We start from the raw sequence: 18,448 nt of genomic DNA, 5'->3' as shown, positions 1-18,448 counted from the left end.
CAACTATTCTTTCTCCTTCCGCACAGACCTTTCAAACCTGGCGGTCAGAGTTCGGAAGTGGTCGATCAGTTCGGGAGGCCCATGCACGTCAAACTCACAGCCCAGGGTGGCCAAGCGGGTGGCTAGCCATTCCAGGGTGTCGGTCAGGCCGTGCAGGCGGCAGGTGGCAGGCCCCAGGGCAACAATCTGCCCCTGCGCCGTTCCGAGGATGTCTGCCACCTGTTCAGCTGGCATGTGCAGTGTCACGTCTGCTGCGAAGACCGGTGCCAGGGCGAACATTCTTTCCTTCAGGAAGGCCGCGGCGTCTTCGGCCGGGAGCTGCCGTGGCGTAGCCCTGGCCCCTGTGCCGCGCGCTTCCGTGATCCTGTCGGCCCGGAAAAACCGCCAGTCCGCCCGGTCGTGATCCCAGGCCACGAGATACCAGCGGCGCCCCGCTGCAACAAGCCGGTCGGGATCCACGTGGCGGCCGGCTTCGGCAGAGGCTGCTGACTGATAGCGGAACCGTACCCGTTCGTGATTTGCGATGGCGGCGGCCAGAACGGTGAGAATCCCGGGATCAACCTTTGGGCCCGGTGCCGAAAGCTGCACTGTCGAATTGCCTAAGGACCGTACCCGGTAGCGCAGGCGGGACGGCAACACCTGTTCCAATTTAGCCAGGGCGCGGACTGATGCCTCTTCGATTCCCGCAACGGCCTGCCCGGCTGCTGCCCGCAGGCCCACCGCGATAGCCACTGCCTCGTCGTCGTCCAGGATCAAAGGAGGCATGGGGGCGCCGGATGTCAGCCGATATCCACCGGCGGCCCCCATGGTCGCTTCCACCGGATAGCCCAGCTGGCGCAGCCTGTCGATGTCCCGGCGGACCGTACGTGCACTGACACCCATCCGAGCCGACAGTTCGCTGCCCGGCCACTCGCGCGGCGTCTGCAACAGGGAGAGCAACCGCAGGAGCCGGGAAGGAGTGTCGCTCATCTTCTCATTCACCTCGGGATAATTTCACCGTGGATATAGGCCACAAGTTGTCCTACTTCGATTCTACCGTGGAGACATACACACCAACCCGGAACAAGGAGACCACCGTGACGAAGGAAAACACCACTCTCAGGACGGCTCCCGAGGGTACGGAATCGTGACCCCGTGGATCATCTCGTCGGACACCACGGGGCTGCTGGACTTTGTGGCCACGGCGTTCGGGGCGCAGGATCCCTTCAGCCTCGACATCGGGGGCGGACGCATCGGCCACGCCGAGACGCGGATCGGGGACAGCGTCATCATGGGATTTGACGCCGCGCCGGACTGGCCGCAAACGCCGGCACTCCTCAGGATCTACGTGGACGATGCGGACCACACCGTGCGCCGCGCGTGCGCCGCCGGCGCAACCATGGTCACCGAATTGGGCAACAGCGCATGGGGTGACCGTGGCGCCCGCGTCCGTGATCCTCTGGGGAACATCTGGTGGATCATGTCCCAGGTAGAGGACGTCCCTGCGGACGAGGCAGAGGCGCGTTGGAACGCTCCTGTGTACGCGGCCGGGATGGAGTATGCCATCCGCTCCTTCGACCAGGCGATGAGGGGCAAGGGAAACCATCCCGACGATTGCCCGGCCATCATCCGAAACCTGCCTTCGCCAGCCCGTGCCGAGGGGGTTGAGCCGATCCCGGCGGGACATAAGGCAGTGGAGCCTTGGATCATTTCGAGGGACACTGCGGCCCTGTTGGACTTCATGAGCACGGCATTTGGGGCAGAGGAGAGTTTCCGGGTACCGATGGGCGACGGATCGATCGGCCATGCAGAAGCCCGGATCGGTGACTCCACCATCCTTGCCTTCGACTCACGCCCTGAGTGGCCTGACACCCCGGCGTTCCTCCGCCTCTACGTCGACGACGGGGACGCAACGTTTGCGAAGGCGCTCGCGGCAGGCGCCACAGCGGTTACGGAAATGACTGAGATGTACTGGGGGGACAGGGTGGGCCGCGTGCCTGACCCGCTGGGCAATCTGTGGTGGATCCAGTGCCGCGTCCTGGAACTCACTGAGGACCAGGCTATGGAACGTGCCACGGATCCTGTATTCGTGAAGGCGATGGAGTACGTCTCCGGGACAAAATTGGTTTGAATTCCACATTCACAGGTAGATGAAAGGTTCCCAACAGCTCTTCCAGAACCTGCCGCTGGATGCTTGGTATGCCTCGGGAGAGGCGAATCACCATGAGCAGCCGTCGCTGCACGGCAGATCCAGGAGATAAAGAAGATGTCAGGTACTAAGAGAATCACCCTTGGCCTTTCGGCAACGGCGCTTGCCCTTGGCGCCGGGATCGGAGTGGCTGGCATGGCCTCCGCAACCACGACGCCGACCCCCACACCCAGCGCCAGCTCCGGTACTTCCGCTGACGGAGGCGCCAGCACGGCTCCCACCGAGGGTAAGGGCAGGCACGGCGGCCGGGGCGGTGAGCGCGGCGTCGCGCAGGCCTCCGCCTTGGCCGCCAAGCTCGGCGTGGACGAGGCCAAGGTGACGGACGCGCTGAAGGCGTTCCGTGAAGCCAACAGGCCCACTACTCCGCCAGCTGAGGGCGGGAAGCCGGACGCCGCTACCAGGGATGCGGCCCTCGCCAAGTCCCTCGCGCAGGCGCTGGGCATCGACGAATCCAAGGTCACCACGGCCCTTGCGGAACTCCGCAGTGAGGCCCAGGCCGAAAAAGCTGCAGCGCTCAAGACCAGGCTGGACAAGGCCGTCACCGACGGCACACTCACCCAGGCCGAAGCGGACGCTGTGACCAAAGCAGTCGAGGCCGGCGTGATCGGAGGAGGCGGCCGCTAGCTCAGGCGCACGGCCGTCGTCGGGACGCCCCCACAAAAAGAAGTCCCCGGGAGAACCCGGGGACTTCTTCAGTGCTGCTGTCGCAGTCACGGTGAGGGCATTCGCCGTAGGCTAGGATTTTGCGTCTTCCAGTTCGCGGCTGGCTGCGTGAGCCGATGCCGCGGAGGGATCAGTGGCGGCGGAGTCGGCGTCGTCGTCCACAAAGGGAGCCCCGTTGCGGGGCGCGTTGTAGAGTGCCTCGTCCAGGAGGCCCTGGCGCTTCGCCACGATTGTCGGAACCAGCGCCTGGCCTGCGACGTTCACGGCGGTGCGGCCCATATCCAGGATGGGGTCGATCGCCAGCAGAAGTCCGACGCCGGCCAGGGGCAGTCCCAGCGTGGAGAGGGTCAGCGTGAGCATGACCACGGCACCGGTGGTACCTGCCGTTGCGGCCGAACCGAGAACAGATACCAGTGCGATCAACAGGTACTGGCTGAAGTCCAGCTGGATGCCGAAGAACTGGGCCACGAAGATGGCCGAGACGGCGGGGTAGATCGCGGCGCACCCGTCCATTTTCGTGGTGGCGCCCAGTGGCACGGCGAAGGAAGCGTACGCGCGGGGCACGCCCAGGCTGCGCTCGGCCACCCGCTGGGTCAGCGGGAGGGTGCCGATGGAGGAGCGTGAGACAAACGCCAGCTGCACGGCGGGCCACACGCCGGAGAAGTACTGCTTCACGGAGAGGCCGTGGCTGCGGACGAGGACCGGGTAGACGACGAAGAGTACAAGAGCCAGGCCGACGTAAATGGCGAAGGTGAACTTCCCGAGTGAGCCGATGGTGTCCCACCCGTAGACGGCTACGGCGTTGCCGATAAGGCCAACAGTGCCCAGCGGAGCGATCCGGATGATCCACCAAAGGACCTTCTGGATGACGGCGAGGGCCGAGGCATTGAGAGCCAGGAACGGCTCTGCTGCCTTCCCTACCTTAAGCGCGGCAACGCCCACGGCGATGGCGATCACCAGGATCTGGAGCACATTAAAGCTGACGGATGTGGTGGCTACGCCTTCGGTGATTGTGGTGTTGGCGCCGAGGCCCAGGAAGTTCTTGGGGAACAGCCCTACCAGGAAGGACCACCAGTCACCGGACTTGCCCGAGTACGTGGCTTCCTCAGTGATCCCCGTATTGGCGCCAGGCTGCAGGAGGACACCCAGCCCGATGCCGATGAGCACGGCGATCAGTGAGGTGATGGCGAACCAGAGCAGGGTGGTCCATGCCAGCTTGGCGGCGTTGGAAACCTGCCGCAGGTTGGAGATGGAGCTGACCACCGCGGTAAAGATCAGCGGCACCACGGCGGTCTGCAGCAGCGACACGTAGCTGGAGCCAATGGTCTGCAGCGTGGCGCCAAGGCCATTGGGGCTGGCTTTGGTACTGCCGGTGTACTTGGCCAGCAGGCCGAGGCCCAGGCCAACGATGAGGGCGGCGATGATCTGGAAGCCGAACGAGCCAGCCCACTTGGGCAGCTGGAAGCCGGTCTTTCCTGCGGAATCGGGGGTGCGGGTTTGAGTGCTCACCCGAATACGCTAGGCGTCACTCACGTACCACCACGAACGCACGTTGAGAAATGTTGCGCCGCGATCTGGTCCTGGATAACGGAAAATCCCCGTAAATCCGGCGTCGGAGCAACTAATTGTGAAGTAATTCCCGGGCCGGGTGTGGCAAAAGTCTCGCCGCCGACGACCGGGAGGGGAGGCACCCGGCAGCGTGCGTCAAAGCGACGAAGGAGCAGCACGCCGAGGGTGTCTGCCCTCCCGGTCGGACATCCGGATTTACGAAAGCAGGGCACGCCGGAGGGTGTCGAGCCCGACGGAGCCGATGTTCAGAGCCTCGGTGTGGAAGGTTTTCAGGTCAAAGCCCGGCCGGGTTTCGAGTTCGGCGCGGATTTGTTCCCAGAGGCGCTGGCCCACCTTGTAGGAGGGCGCCTGGCCAGGCCAACCGAGATAGCGGGTGAACTCGAAATTAAGCTGGCCCTCACTGATGGGCAGGTTCTCCTTCAGGAATTCGTAGCCGTTCTCTGCTGTCCAGGCTCCGGAGCCCCAGCGTTCCGGGACCGCGAGTTCAAGGTGGAAGCCGATGTCGAAGACCACGCGGGCGGCGCGCATGCGCTGCATGTCCAGCATGCCCATGTGGTCGCCCGGGTCTGACAGGTAACCGAGTTCCTGCATGAGCTTCTCTGCGTACAGTGCCCAGCCTTCCCCGTGGCCGGAGGTCCAGCAGACGTTGCGCCGCCAGTTGTTGAGCAATTCCCGCCGGTAGGTTGCCGTGGCTACCTGGAGGTGGTGGCCCGGGACGCCTTCATGGAAAACCGTGGTGGTTTCGGCCCAGGTGGTGAAGGTGTCCTCGCCGGCAGGAACGGACCACCACATCCGGCCGGGACGGCTGAAGTCGTCGGAGGGGCCGGTGTAGTAGATGCCGCCCTCGTCTGTGGGGGCAATCAGGCATTCCAGCTTTTTCATAACGTCAGGGATCTCAAAGTGCACCCCGGCCAGATCTGCAACAGCCCTGTCCGAGAGCTCCTGCATCCAGGCTTTGAGGGCCTCGGTGCCCTTGAGCTGGCGGGCAGGATCGTTGTTGAGGATTTCCTTTGCTTCCGCAATGCTGGCACCGGCCTTGATGGTGGCAGCCACCTGTTCCTGCTCGGCAATCAGGCGGTCCAGTTCCTGGACGCCCCAGGCGTAAGTCTCTTCCAGGTCCACGGTAGCCCCCAGGAAGGAGCGTGAGGCGAGGGAATAGCGTTCCCTGCCCACAGCGTCCTTCTGCGGGGCAGAGGGCAGCAGCTCAGTGCGAAGGAACTCTGCGAGCTCCGTGTAGGCACTCCGGGCGGCGGCAGCACCGGCGTCGAGCTTTTCCTGTACGGCCCCGTCAAGGGAACCGGTGGCGGCTTTCGCGCCTGAGGCCAGCTTGGCGAAGAATCCGTCCCCGGCGGCGTATTTGGTGGCCTGCTCAATGACGATGGATACCTGGCGTGCCGCCGAAACCCGGCCGGAATCCCGGGCCTGCCGCAGCGAGTCGATGTAGCCGCTGATTGCGCCCGGAACGTTGAGGGCACGCCCCGCAATATGCTCCCAGTGCCGGCTGGTCTCCGTGGGCATGAGGTCGAAGATGGCGCGGATGTCCTGCGCCGGTGAGGCGATGTTGTTCAGTTCGGCTTCGTCCCAGCCGGACTCGTGGATTTCCAGCTGGAGGCCCAACCGCTCCCGCATGGCGTCGAGCGTTACTGCGTCGACGTCGTCCTGGAGTTCCAAACCGTCCAGGGCCGCCAGTGCCGTTCGGGCTGCTTGGGCGAATTCCGCGATTCCGGCAGGGGAGTAGTCCGGGTATTCGCTCTCATGTCCCGGCAGGCCAAGCGTGGTGGCAAACGAGGGATTCAGCCGGATGAGGGTGTCTGTGTACTCATCCGCCACGGCATCGATGGCAGATTTTGGTCGGGCGAGGGGTGCAGGTTCGGTAGTCACTCCACGAGACTAACGGCGCCGATGTGGTTATGGAATCCTTGCAGGGCCCTTAGCCCCGGCTCCGCTTCCACGCGCCGGGTCCCGGTGTGGGTGCCAGCCTGAGCTGCTGCCGGCGCACCCAATGGCGGACGGTGGGCTTGCGGGTGTCCGCGGTTTCCGCACCAGCGAGGGAAAGCACGACGGCGGTCAGGGCCGCGAGCTCCTCGGCCGACGGCTGCCCTTTCACCACCGAAAACAATGGTGCGGCTGGCGGGTTTGGCGGGTTCAGGTCGCTGTCCAGTTCGCTCACAGCGGGATGTTCCCGTGTTTTTTGGTGGGCAGGCTGGCCCGCTTGTCCCGCAGCGCCCTCAGGCCTTTGATGATCTGTGGCCGGGTTTCGGACGGTGCAATGACAGCATCCACATATCCCAGCTGGGCGGCCTGATAAGGGTTCAGGAGTTCCTCCTCGTACTGCCGGATGACCTCGGCCCGCCGTTCCTCCACGTTCCCGCCGGCCTCGGCAACGGAGGCCAGGTCGCGGCGGTAGAGGATATTGACGGCGCCCTGCGCACCCATCACGCCAATCTGCGCCGTGGGCCAGGCAAGGTTCAGGTCCGCGCCGAGTTTCTTGGAGCCCATCACGATGTACGCACCACCGTAGGCTTTCCGTGTGATGACCGTCAGCTTGGGAACCGTGGCCTCCGCGTAGGCGTACAGGAGCTTGGCGCCACGGCGGATGATGCCCTGGAACTCCTGGTCCTTGCCCGGCAGGAAACCGGGAACGTCAACCAGCGTGATGATGGGAATGTTGAACGCATCGCAGTGCCGGACAAAGCGGGCGGCCTTTTCCGAGGCGGCGATGTCCAGCGTCCCGGCGAACTGCAGCGGCTGGTTGGCCACGATCCCTACCGTGTGCCCTTCAACCCGGCCGTAGCCGATCATCACGTTCGGGGCGTACAGCGCCTGCATCTCCAGGAAATGCGCATCGTCCACCATCTGCTCAATGACAGTGCGCATGTCGTACGGCTGGTTCGCGGAGTCAGGGATTAGCGTGTCCAGGGCCAGATCGTCGTCGTCGACTTCCAGCTCCTGCTGGTGTTCCAGTACCGGCGCCTCGGAGAGGTTGTTGGACGGCAGGAAGTCCAGCAGCTCGCGGACAAACTCGATGGCATCCGCCTCGTCTGAGGCCAGGTAGGTTGACGTACCCGTGGTGGCGTTGTGCTGGCGGGCGCCGCCCAGGGTTTCCATGTCCACGTCTTCGCCCGTGACCGTCTTGATGACGTCAGGGCCGGTGATGAACATGTGAGAGGTCTTGTCCACCATCACCACATAGTCCGTGAGTGCCGGGGAGTATGCCGCGCCGCCGGCGGACGGGCCCATGATCAGCGAGATTTGCGGCACCACGCCGGAGGCATGGACGTTGTTCCGGAAAATGTCCGCGAACATGGCCAGTGAGGCGACGCCTTCCTGGATGCGGGCGCCGCCGCCGTCGAGGATCCCCACCACAGGACAGCCGTTTCGCAGGGCGAATTCCTGGACCTTGACGATCTTCTCACCGTTAACCTGGCTTAGGGATCCGCCATAGACGGAGAAGTCCTGGCTGTAAACGGCCACCGGCCGGCCATCCACGGTCCCGTAGCCGGAGACCAGTCCGTCGCCGAGGGGCTTCTTCTTTTCCATGCCGAAGGCGGTGGAGCGGTGTACTGCCAGAGCGTCGAATTCGACAAATGAGTCTTCGTCGAGCAGGAGGTCGATGCGCTCGCGGGCCGTGTTCTTGCCGCGGGCATGCTGCTTTTCGATGGCCTCGGGGCCGGAGGGCTGTTCTGCACGGGCCTGGCGGTCGCGGAAGTCAGCTATCTTTCCCGCTGTCGTTGTCAGATCGTGGCTCATCAATTGTCTCCGGCTCTGTAGCAGATTGGTGCTGTAACAATGTGGTGCTTAAGAATGTGGTGCTGTGTTGGTGGTTGGCCCGTCCGGCGCAGACTTAAGTAGCTTCCGCACAAAGGACGAACCCTGCTGGCTAGTCTAGTGACGCTCCAGACCGGAACGGCTGTAGAAAACCTACAATTTTCGATGCAGCCGTCGCATACACCGCTATGTTACTCGTCAGTAACATTACTCCGCTACAGTGGTGCCATGACTACGAGCAACGATGCTTCGGGTACCGCAGCAGCGCCGTACCAGGCCGCCGGTTCCCTTCAGGGCCGCACCATTCTGATATCCGGCGGCAGCCGCGGCATCGGACTGGCCATTGCCACCCGGGCGGCACGTGACGGTGCCAATATCGTCCTGATGGCCAAGACGGGCCAGCCGCACGCGAAACTGGCGGGCACTGTTTACAGTGCCGCCGAAGAGTTGGAAGCGGTCGGCGGGCAGGCGTTGCCCCTCGTGGGCGATGTCCGCAACGACGACGACGTTGCCGGTGCTGTTGCCGCAGCAATCGGGCGCTTTGGCGGCATCGACGTCGTGATCAACAACGCATCCGCCATAGACCTCTCCACGACTGACGACGTGGACATGAAGCGTTACGACCTGATGCAGGACATCAACGTCCGCGGCACGTTCCTGCTGTCCAAGCTGGCACTGCCTGCGCTGCGTAAATCGGCCGGCGGCCACATCCTGACGTTGTCGCCTCCGCTGAACCTTGACCCCAAATGGGCAGGAAAGCACCTTGCCTACACCATGGCCAAATACGGCATGAGCCTGACAACCCTGGGCCTGGCAGAAGAACTCAAGGGCGATGGCATCAACGTCAACTCCCTCTGGCCCTGCACCCTGATTGACACCGCCGCCATCCGTAACATGCCCGGTGGCGAAGCCATGGTCCAGGCCGCCCGTGGACCCCAGATCATGGCCGACGCCGCGCACGCGGTGCTGACCGGCAGCAACCTTGCCGGAAAAGACGCTCCCGGTGGTTCATCCACCGGAAACTTCTACACCGACGAGCAGGTACTGGCCGCTGCGGGGGTCACTGACTTCCGGCCCTACAGCCTTGGGGCCGCCGAAGACCAGCTGGTTCCTGACATTTTTCTCTGAGTGGCCGGTCGCGGGGAACCTTGAGCCGTGGGGTCAGCCGCCGGACGCGCGCAAGTCGATAGGATTCAACTATGGATGACGCACACGCCCAGGGGGCCCCGTTGAACCGCGGAGCACTGGCCGACCAGGATTTCCTGTCTGCCACCGGGATCCCCAAGCTGGTTGTGGTGGACTCGACCGGTTCCACCAATGCCGACCTCCTGCGGTCGGTGGCAGTGGAGCCACAGCTGTGGCCTGACCTGTCCGTGCTGACGGCCGAATACCAGACGGCTGCCCGCGGACGGCTGGACCGGCGCTGGGAGGCGCCTCCCCTCAGTGCGGTGTCCGTCTCCATCGTCCTGCGGCCCGCCAACGCCGAGGGCAGGCCTCTTGCCACCCAGAGCTACTCCTGGTTGTCGCTGTTGGCGGCGCTCGCCCTGCGCGAGACACTCCTGGAGACGGCGGGGATCCCCGCAGAACTCAAATGGCCCAACGACGTTCTGGTCCGCGGCCGCAAGATAGCCGGAATCCTCGCCCAGCTGGGACCCATGGGTGACGGCTCAGTTCCGCCGGTGATACTCGGCACCGGCCTGAACGTTAACCTAAATTCGAATGAACTGCCCGTCCCCACGGCCACCTCCGTGACCCTGGAACAGCCGCTCACGACGGACCGCACCCTGCTGCTCAAGAGCTACCTCTCCCACTTCGCGGTTCTGTACCGCAGCTTCTGCAATGCCGATGGCGACCCGGGGGCCGGAATCGCCGGCGGACCGTCCCTTCATAAACGGGTCGAGGCGGTGATGGTAACGCTCGGCAAGCAGGTGCGGGCTCAGTTGCCCGGTGACCACGAGATCATCGGGCATGCGTCCCGACTGGATGACTACGGCTCGCTCATGGTGGTGGACCGTGAAGCCCGCGAACATGTGGTGACTGCCGGCGACGTGGTTCATCTGCGCCCCTGGACCCCGCCGGGGCAGGGTCACGAAGGCGGCTATGCGTAAAGACCTCGCGCCGGGCGAACAGGTCATCGTGGCCACCCGCCCGCAGCCGAGGAAGCTGGCCGGACCTGCCGCAGCCTTCATCGCCGCGCCGGCTGCGGCGGCGTTTGCCAGCGCCTGGATCATTCGCGGGGAGGCCACCCGGCTGATCCCTGCTCTCTCGCCGCAGTGGTCGCCCTGGCTTGTGACGGGATGCGTCCTCGGCGTCGCATGGATATGGTTGGCGTATTGCCTGCCACGGCTGATGCGGTGGCAGGCCACCCGCTACATACTCACCAGCCGCAGGATAGTTGCCAGATATGGCATGTTGAGGCGGCGGGACCAGCAGGTGAACCTGGCAGCCGTGCGCAACCTCATGGTCAACCAATCGGTGCTGCAGCGCATATTGCGTTCAGGGAATATATCCTTGGATACCGGGTACCAAGGTGTCGTCACTTTCCAGGATATGCCGGAAGCCTTGCGGTTCCGGGACTTTGTCCTGGATGCGATCGACGAGCTCCCCGAGGGCGGGGAGAGTGAAACGGATGAGATATCGGACTACACCGACGAGACGTTGCCGTGGGATCTGAGAGAAGGTGGACGAGATGAACGATGAGGACCAGCAGGAGCAGCCGGCCCCCCTTGCTCCGGTCGCGCCTGAGCTTCCCAACCCGGCATTGGCGCACCCGCCAACCGGAACCCTGTCAGTGGAACGGCTGGCAGCCAAGGCGCTCGAAACCAGGCTGCTGGGCGGTGAGCGGAAGTTGCGGCGTCGCGAAGTCGCGGCCGGCGCCGGGCTCTCCCTCCTGTCAGCGCGCAAGCTCTGGCGTGCCCTTGGTTTCCCCAATTTCGGTGATGAGGACGTCGCCTTCACTGAGCGCGACCAGGCGGCGCTCTCCACTGTGGTGGATCTGGTCAGGTCCGGGATGCTGACGGAGGAGGCCGCAATTTCGGTGACCCGGTCCATCGGCCAGATGACTGACCGCATGGTGGTCTGGCAGATCGAGGCACTGGTTGAGGACATGGTCCATGAGCAGGGCGTCACGGACGCGGTGGCCCGCAAAAGACTTGTGAACGAACTGCCCACCCTGGTGGATGCGCTTGAGGAGATGCTGGTGTACTCATGGCGGCGCCAGCTCAACGCGGGTGTCCAGCGGCTGGCCGTCCGTGCCGAAGCAGGCCTTCAAGCCAGTGAGGAGGGCCGCGAAGGCGATGAGGATGACGCCCCGCTGCCACTCGCGCGCGCCGTGGGCTTCGCTGACCTGGTTTCCTACACCAGCCTGTCCCGAAGGATGAACGAAAAGACGCTTGCCCGGCTGGTCCAGCGCTTCGAGAACAAGTGCGCTGAGATCATTTCCGTAGGTGGCGGCCGCCTGGTCAAGACCGTTGGCGATGAAGTCCTCTACATAGCGGAGACTCCGGCCGCGGGTGCCGAAATCTCGCTGGCCCTGGCGCAGGCCTTCACTGAGGATGAAATCCTGCCGGAGGCCCGGGTTGCCATGGTCTGGGGCAGGATACTGTCCAGGCTCGGGGACATCTACGGCCCCACGGTGAATCTCGCTGCCCGGCTGACAACCCTCGCAGATCCCGGGACGGTGCTGGTGGATTCCATGACGGCATCCGCACTCGACCAGGATGAGCGTTTTGTCCTGCTGCCGCAGCCCGCCGAAAACGTCCGCGGCTTCGGCGAAATCCACCCCGTCCTGCTCAGCCGCGGGCAAGGAAAAGGCCTTGTCCTGGACTGAGCTTTCGCGCCTTCACTGAATTTATCCATTTGTTGGTAATAGCGATATAGTCAGTGGTGCCAGGCGGAAGCGGGCCGGTCACCGGCCGTGCCGGAGCATCACTGAGGGAACAGCCATGAATCTTCGCAGGCAAGCGCGCGCAAAAAACCGGAATGCAGCCAGGACCAAAGTCCGGGGCCTGCCGCGTTCGCGGTGGCTTGCTGGTACCGCATTTGGTGCCGCTGTTGTGGTCCTGGTGACGGGTGCTGTGCTCTACCCCGGATTCAAGACCACCGAAGTGGACCTGAACGACGGCGGGGTGTGGGTAGTTTCCAAATCCAAGAACGCGGTAGGGCGGCTGAATTACCCCTCCCGCGTCCTGGACGGTGCGGTGACACCGGCGAGCACCACCTTCGACGTTCTCCAGGATGCCGGAAACGTCTTCGTCGATGACAACGCCGGGTCGACGCTGAACCAGGTCTCGGCAGCCAACATGCGCCTGGGCGGGGACAAGAAGCTGCCTGGCTCGGCGGAGGTGAGCTTTGGCTCCAAGGTCATCGCGGTAACGGACGAGGCCAAGGGCAGGGTCTGGGCGCTCTCTCCCTCCACGGTCAACGGATTTGATGAGGAAAACACCGAGCCGGTGATGGCCGGTTCGGCCGGAACCGTCTCCGCTGTCGGGGCTGATGACCGGATCTACAGCGTGGATCCGAAGTCCGGCCAGGTGACGGTAACCACGGTCAACGCCGCAGGCGAGCGCATAGATGCGAGGTCAAGCACCTGGGATGGCTTGAGGGGCGCGGCCGAGCTGCAGCTGGCGGTTGTGGGGGACCAGCCGGTGGTCCTGGACGCGGCCCAGGGCAAGCTGTTCCTGCCCGGCGGGCGTGAACTTGCGTTGCCGGACGCGCGGGACGCGAAGCTCCAACTGTCCGGCCCGGCCTCGGATGCCGTAGCGGTCGCGACGCCGAAGGCCCTGTTGAAGCAGCCGCTGGACGGCTCCACCGCAAAGACGGTGACGTTCGGCGGCGAGGGCGTGCCGGCGGCGCCTGTGCAGCTCGGCGGCTGCGTGCATGCGGCCTGGTCGGGTGCCAACAAGTACGTGCGTGACTGCACCAATGATGCCAATGACAAGAACGTGGACGTTCCCAAGGCGAGTGCGTCGCCGTCGTACGTTTTCCGGGTCAACCGTGACCTGGTGGTCCTCAATGACGTGAATTCCGGGAACGTGTGGCTGGTGAACCAGAACATGCAGCTCGTGAACAACTGGGACGACGTCATCCCGCCGCAACAGACCTCCGACGACGCGGACAAGGACTCGGCCGACGAGGTCCAGCAGACCGTGCTCCCGGACCGCACCAAGCCCAACAGCCCGCCAGCCGCAAAACCCGACACCTTCGGTGTGCGTGCCGGCAAGACCACCATCCTGCCCGTTTTGGATAACGACACCGACCCCGACGGCGACATCCTCACCGTCCGCGCGCCGGACCCGCTCAAATCCGGGCTGCTCGCGCCCATCTACGGCGCCACCGGCTTCCAGGTCAGCGTGGGCGCGGACAAGACCGGCTCGGAAACGTTCAAATACACGGCCGACGACGGCCGCGGGCTCTCCGCCGCTGCCGATGTCTCGCTGAGCATCGTCCCGCCGGGGGAGAACTCGGCCCCGCGGCAGAAGCCCAACCGCAACACCACGCTGGTGGTCCAGTCCGGCAAAATCGTCAGCCAGAACATCCTCACCGACTGGATCGACCCCGACGGCGACGACCTGTTCGTTGTTGGTGCGGCCAGCAGCGATCCCCGCGACCAGGTCAAGGTCCGGCCGGACGGCCTGCTCAGCTTCCAGGACGCCGGCTCGGAACCCGGACGCAAGACCGTCACGGTTACCGTTTCGGACGGACGATCCTCCGCCGAGGGCAAGGTCACCGTCGACGTCCGGGCACCAGGGGCCCTACCGCCGATCGCCAACGCGGATCACGTGGTCGCCGTCGCCGGGGTGGACACCGTGATCACCCCGCTTAAGAACGACTCAGACCCGCAAGGCGGTGCGCTCAGGCTCGCCCAGGTCACTCCTGACGGCACGTCGACCGCCACGATGGGCGCGGACCAGCAGACCTTCACCTTTAACTCGACCGCCCAGGGCGCACACTACGTGACCTACCTCGTCACCAACGGTCCGGCCAGTGCCCAGCAGCTGGTCCGCGTCGACGTCGTCCCGGGAGGCGGTGACGGCGCCCCCGTGGCGGTCCGCGACACCGCGCTGCTGCCCAGCGGCGGCAGCGTGCTGGTGGACGTCCTCGGCAACGACTCCGATCCCTCCGGCGGAGTGCTCGTGGTGCAGTCCGTGACTGCAGCCGACGGACTGCCGGTGAGCGTCTCCGTGCTGGACCACTCTGTCGTCCGGATCACCGACATCCGCGCCGAAGGCCAGCTCAGCGTGAAGTACACCATTTCCAACGGCAAGTCCTCCGCGAGCGGGGAGATCGCCGTCCTTGTGGTCCCGGCGCCCTCCAAGCTCCAGGCGCCGCAAGCCAAACCGGACGAGGCAACAGTGCGCGCCGGAGACGTCGTCACCATCCCCGTCCTGGAGAACGACACCGACCCCAACGGCGGCAAGCTGACCCTGGAACCCGTCCTGGCCCAGCAGCCGGACCCCGCCGACGGCCGCATCTTCACCTCCGGCGACATGCTGCGCTTCATCGCCGGCGAGATCCCGAAGACCGTATACGCGATCTACAAGGTCACCAATGCGTCCGGCCAGTCGGACTCCCAACAGGTGGCCATCCGCATCCGGGCCCGCGACGACGAGCGCAACACCCGCCCCGAACCCAAAAACCTGACCGCCCGCGTGGTGGCCGGCATGACGGTGCGGATCCCTGTTCCGCTCGACGGCGTGGATACCGACGGCGACTCGGTCCAGCTGACCGGCGTAGACAAGGCCCCGTCGATGGGAACGGCAGTGGTCAAGGACGGTTACCTCGAATACACCGCCGGCGGAAAGGCAGCCGGAACGGACACCTTCAGCTACGGCGTTCAGGACCGCATCGGCGCCGAAAACACCGGCACAGTGATCGTGGGCGTCGCACCCCAGGAAGCCAACAACCAGAAGCCCATCGCCATCGATGACGCCGTGGACGTCCGGCCCGGCCGCAAGATCGCCGTCGACGCCCTGACCAACGACTCGGACCCCGACGGAGACCCGATCAGCCTCGTGTCCAACGGCTTCGAATCCCGGCCGGAACTCGCCGTCGAGGCAGCCGACGGCGGCAAGGTGCTCCTCACCGCCCCGGGAACCGCCGGCAACGAGAGCGTCGCCTACAAGATCCAGGACGACAAAAAGGCCCAGGGCGGCGCCGTGATCCGTGTCCGGGTCAGCCCGGACGCCGCCCTCAAGCTGCCCCTTGCGAAGGACGACGTTGTCACCCCCGCCGAAACCCTGGGCAAGTCCGCCGTGGATGTCCCGGTCCTGAAGAACGATGCCGATCCCGACGGCGTGGCCGCTGAGCTCAAGATCGGCCTGCCGGACGGAAATCCGAACGCCCGTGCCGGCGGCGAGGGAAACGTCGTTGTGACCCTCGCTCCGAAGGACCAGCTGGTCCCGTACACAGTTACCGACGTCGACGGACAAAGAGCGACGGCGGTTATCTGGGTTCCGGGCCAGGGCGAACAGCACCCCACGCTGGCCCGTAACGACGTCGTCGAAGTGATGGCGGGCAAAGAGAGCAACCTGGACCTGAACGAATACGTCCGCGTACGGGAGGGCCGCACCCCACGGATCACCCAGGTGGACAAGGTTCGGGTGCAGGGCGCCGACTCGCAGAACGTCGTGGCCGGCAACGGCAGCGCCCTGCGCTACGCGGCGCTCGAGGATTACGTGGGCCCCGGATCAGTCACCTTCGAAGTGACCGACGGTACCGGCCCCGAGGATCCGGAGGGCCTCAAATCCACCCTCAGCATCATCACCAAGGTCATCCCGGATCCAAACGCCAACCACCCGCCAAGCTTCAGCGGGACCTCCCTCGACGTGCCCAAGGCCGAGTCCGCCAGCCTGGAGCTGGGCAACCTGGCCAAGGACGTGGATCCAGACGACCAGGAGAAACTCAAGTTTGAGCTGGACGGCACGCTGCCGGAAGGCTTCAAGGCCACGCTGGACGGTGCCACCCTCAAAGTCACCGCAGACTCCGGCAGGGGTGCGGGCTGGAAGGGCAGCATTCCGCTCAAGGTCACAGACGGCCGCTCCGAGCCGGCAAGGGCCACCGTCACGGCAACGGTGGTGGCGTCCAACCGGCCACTGCCCGTCGCGAACGAGGACGTGATCGAGAAGGCCAACGCCGGCAAGACCGAGTCCATCAACGTCCTCGCCAACGACTTCAACCCCTTCAGCGAGACCCCGCTGCGGATCGTGGCCGCCACGGTGGAAACCGGCTCCGCGGCCGGACAGCCCATGGTGGCCGGCGACTCCATCACCGTCACCCCGGCCAACGGCTTCAAGGGCGTCATGGTGCTCCGCTACACCGTGATGGACAAGACCGAGGACGTCTCCCGGCAGACCGATGGCCGCGTGCGCATCACGGTCCGGGACGAGCCGGACGCACCCTCGGCGCCCACCGCAACGGACGTGCGCAGCCGCACTGCCGTGCTCAAGTGGACTCCGCCTTCGGACAACGGTGCCACCATCAGCAAGTACACGGTGCGCTCCAGCGGGTTCAGCCAGGAATGTGCCACCACCACCTGCACGCTGAGCGGACTGACCAATGATGTGAAGTACGTCTTCACGGTCACCGCCACCAACGAGGTAGGGGAGTCCGCGCCGTCGCAGGCCTCCAACGAGATCCGGCCGGACGAGAAGCCTTCTCCGCCGGAGGCTCCCGCCGTCAAGGCCGGGGATAAGAACATGGTGATCACCTGGCCCGCGGCGAAGACCGAGGGCTCCGCCGTGAAGAACTACAACCTGGAGATCTCCCCGCCGCCGGCCAGCGGGATTGCGGTGAAGAACGGCGTGGCCGGACTGACCTACACCTGGCCGGGCCTCACCAACGGCGTGCGGTACAAGGTGCGCGCCCAGGCCGTCAACGAGCTGGGGCCCTCCGAATGGGGCATGTACTCGGCCGAGGACAACCCCGCCGGAGTTCCGACTGCCCCGGCAGCTCCGACGACGTCGGTTGCGTCCGCCGTCGGGACGTCCAACCAGCTGAAGGTCAATTGGACCGAACCGAACACCAACGGCGATGCGATCAGCAACTACTACGTGACCATGAGCGGCGGCGGCGGGGCGCCGCAGACCCAGATGGTTGCCGGGACGGTACGGACAGCGAACTTCACCGCCAACAACTCGGAGGCCTCGTATACCTTCACTGTCCAGGCCGAAAACAAGGCAGGCAAGGGTGCGGTCAGCGCGCCCTCCGCTCCGCGCCGCGCCACCGGCAAGCTAAGCCAGGTGTCCGGGGTCAGCGTCACGGAGGCCAACACCGGCGGCGCCGGCCAGCAGGTGACCATCAACTTCAGGGAACTGACCGCGGCGGAACGCAACGGCTCGGCCTATGGCGAGGTCAGCTACACCTACTACGCCACCACCGGCCAGTCCGGGCCCGTCAGGCCCGGCGATACCAAGGGAGGCTTCACAAACGGTGCCGCCACCACTATCACCGTGACCGCCAACTCAAGTGTGGCGCCAAGTTCCGACGCCAGTGCCGGAGCGAGCGCGAGTCCGTACGGCGCGCCCGGAACGCCGTCGGCCGCCGGGCAGAACGGGGCAGAGAACCAAAAGAACCTCAGCTTCAGCTGGAACTCGCCGTCCACCTCGACCAACGATGTCGCCTACACCCAGATCAACATCGACGGCGGGGGCTGGGAGAGAGTGGCCGCCTCGGGAAGCCGGACAGTCAACACCGGCGGCTTCAGCGAGCCGCACTCGATCCAGGTCCAGACCGTCAACTCCCGGGGCACCGGCGGTCCGATCGCCTCGGCGTCCGCCCAGTCCGGAGCCGCGAAGACCCGCTGGACCACAAAGCTTAACAACGGGATGGACCGCAGCTGCACCGATCTGCCCGGACCCACGTCCTATGATCCGAATGCTCGTACCTGTGACGGAAAGTCGGGCTACACCAGACCCTGGATGTCACGGTTCGACGCGTTTGACATCATGTGCTGGAAGCCGCACGGCACCCCGTACAGCGGGGACGGCCAGTGGTACTACATCATGCGTGGTTCGCCGAACGCGACGCGCTGGGTCGATTCCACACACACCTTGATTGGCCCGCCCGGGCAGAGCGGCGTCCCGCGCTGCACCTTCCCGGTAGGGGATACACCATAGCCGGCGTCGCCCGGAAGGCGGGTAGAACTCCCCATCGCCTGCCACGGGAACAATCGGTAGGCTGTCGCGGGAAGTCGGGGCCTCGTCTAAGGCCCGCCGGGGGAAATCGAAATCTTGAAGGAAATCTGAAACTGTGACACGTCTT

At 65.1% G+C, this 18,448-nt stretch carries 12 protein-coding genes; 7 read left to right on the top strand and 5 right to left on the bottom strand.

Translation table 11 applies throughout. The features are described from left to right. Positions 1–3: 3 nt before the first annotated feature. Positions 4–981, bottom strand: a complete 978-nt coding sequence (locus QFZ30_RS13815; RefSeq protein WP_307077104.1) for a helix-turn-helix transcriptional regulator — start codon at positions 979–981, stop codon at positions 4–6. Positions 982–1,126: 145 nt separating this feature from the next. On the opposite strand from QFZ30_RS13815, the gene QFZ30_RS13810 reads away from it, so the two are divergent. Both QFZ30_RS13810 and QFZ30_RS13805 read left to right on the top strand, forming a co-directional pair. After that, positions 1,127–2,110, top strand: a complete 984-nt coding sequence (locus QFZ30_RS13810; protein WP_307077102.1) for a VOC family protein — start codon at positions 1,127–1,129, stop codon at positions 2,108–2,110. Between the two features lie 135 nt (positions 2,111–2,245). Then, entirely contained in the window at positions 2,246–2,812 is a 567-nt protein-coding gene (locus QFZ30_RS13805; protein WP_307077100.1) for a hypothetical protein, read from the top strand. 111 nt (positions 2,813–2,923) lie between these two features. Here the strand turns inward: QFZ30_RS13805 and QFZ30_RS13800 are convergent, their stop codons facing one another. From QFZ30_RS13800 to QFZ30_RS13785, 4 genes are all read right to left on the bottom strand, one after another. Further along, complete coding sequence (locus tag QFZ30_RS13800) at positions 2,924–4,360, bottom strand: dicarboxylate/amino acid:cation symporter (protein WP_307077099.1); 1,437 nt, start codon at positions 4,358–4,360, stop codon at positions 2,924–2,926. Positions 4,361–4,615: 255 nt separating this feature from the next. Then, entirely contained in the window at positions 4,616–6,301 is a 1,686-nt protein-coding gene (locus tag QFZ30_RS13795) for a DUF885 domain-containing protein (RefSeq protein WP_307077097.1), read from the bottom strand. Positions 6,302–6,350: 49 nt separating this feature from the next. Further along, positions 6,351–6,590 (bottom strand): acyl-CoA carboxylase subunit epsilon, encoded by a 240-nt coding sequence (locus tag QFZ30_RS13790; protein WP_307077095.1) that lies wholly within the window; start codon positions 6,588–6,590, stop codon positions 6,351–6,353. Beyond that, the gene (locus QFZ30_RS13785; RefSeq protein ID WP_307077093.1) at positions 6,587–8,170 is read right to left on the bottom strand and encodes an acyl-CoA carboxylase subunit beta; all 1,584 of its coding nucleotides are present in this window, start codon (positions 8,168–8,170) and stop codon (positions 6,587–6,589) included. Before QFZ30_RS13785 ends, QFZ30_RS13790 begins: the two co-directional genes overlap by 4 nt. A 246-nt stretch (positions 8,171–8,416) precedes the next feature. On the opposite strand from QFZ30_RS13785, the gene QFZ30_RS13780 reads away from it, so the two are divergent. From QFZ30_RS13780 to QFZ30_RS13760, 5 genes are all read left to right on the top strand, one after another. Further along, positions 8,417–9,316, top strand: a complete 900-nt coding sequence (locus QFZ30_RS13780) for an SDR family oxidoreductase (RefSeq protein ID WP_307077091.1) — start codon at positions 8,417–8,419, stop codon at positions 9,314–9,316. 71 nt (positions 9,317–9,387) lie between these two features. Beyond that, the gene (locus QFZ30_RS13775; RefSeq protein ID WP_307077089.1) at positions 9,388–10,296 is read left to right on the top strand and encodes a biotin--[acetyl-CoA-carboxylase] ligase; all 909 of its coding nucleotides are present in this window, start codon (positions 9,388–9,390) and stop codon (positions 10,294–10,296) included. Beyond that, positions 10,289–10,888, top strand: a complete 600-nt coding sequence (locus tag QFZ30_RS13770) for a PH domain-containing protein (RefSeq protein WP_307077088.1) — start codon at positions 10,289–10,291, stop codon at positions 10,886–10,888. Before QFZ30_RS13775 ends, QFZ30_RS13770 begins: the two co-directional genes overlap by 8 nt. Next, positions 10,878–12,017, top strand: coding sequence for an adenylate/guanylate cyclase domain-containing protein (locus QFZ30_RS13765; RefSeq protein ID WP_307077086.1), 1,140 nt, complete (start codon positions 10,878–10,880; stop codon positions 12,015–12,017). Before QFZ30_RS13770 ends, QFZ30_RS13765 begins: the two co-directional genes overlap by 11 nt. Positions 12,018–12,132: 115 nt before the next feature. Further along, on the top strand, positions 12,133–18,303 hold the full coding sequence (locus tag QFZ30_RS13760) for an Ig-like domain-containing protein (RefSeq protein WP_307077084.1): 6,171 nt from the start codon (positions 12,133–12,135) through the stop codon (positions 18,301–18,303). Positions 18,304–18,448: the final 145 nt, after the last annotated feature.

The sequence above is a fragment of the Arthrobacter pascens genome (assembly GCF_030815585.1).
Taxonomy (GTDB): Bacteria; Actinomycetota; Actinomycetes; order Actinomycetales; family Micrococcaceae; genus Arthrobacter; species Arthrobacter pascens_A.
This window is presented reverse-complemented; position numbering and strand designations above follow the sequence as displayed.

What these genes read in the sequence shown, in the direction of transcription:
- QFZ30_RS13805 (WP_307077100.1), top strand. Translation starts at nt 2,246, where the DNA reads ATGTCAGGTACTAAGAGAATCACCCTTGGCCTTTCGGCAACGGCGCTT.
- QFZ30_RS13785 (WP_307077093.1), bottom strand. Translation starts at nt 8,170, where the DNA reads ATGAGCCACGATCTGACAACGACAGCGGGAAAGATAGCTGACTTCCGC.
- QFZ30_RS13780 (WP_307077091.1), top strand. Translation starts at nt 8,417, where the DNA reads ATGACTACGAGCAACGATGCTTCGGGTACCGCAGCAGCGCCGTACCAG.
- QFZ30_RS13775 (WP_307077089.1), top strand. Translation starts at nt 9,388, where the DNA reads ATGGATGACGCACACGCCCAGGGGGCCCCGTTGAACCGCGGAGCACTG.
- QFZ30_RS13770 (WP_307077088.1), top strand. Translation starts at nt 10,289, where the DNA reads ATGCGTAAAGACCTCGCGCCGGGCGAACAGGTCATCGTGGCCACCCGC.
- QFZ30_RS13765 (WP_307077086.1), top strand. Translation starts at nt 10,878, where the DNA reads ATGAACGATGAGGACCAGCAGGAGCAGCCGGCCCCCCTTGCTCCGGTC.
- QFZ30_RS13760 (WP_307077084.1), top strand. Translation starts at nt 12,133, where the DNA reads ATGAATCTTCGCAGGCAAGCGCGCGCAAAAAACCGGAATGCAGCCAGG.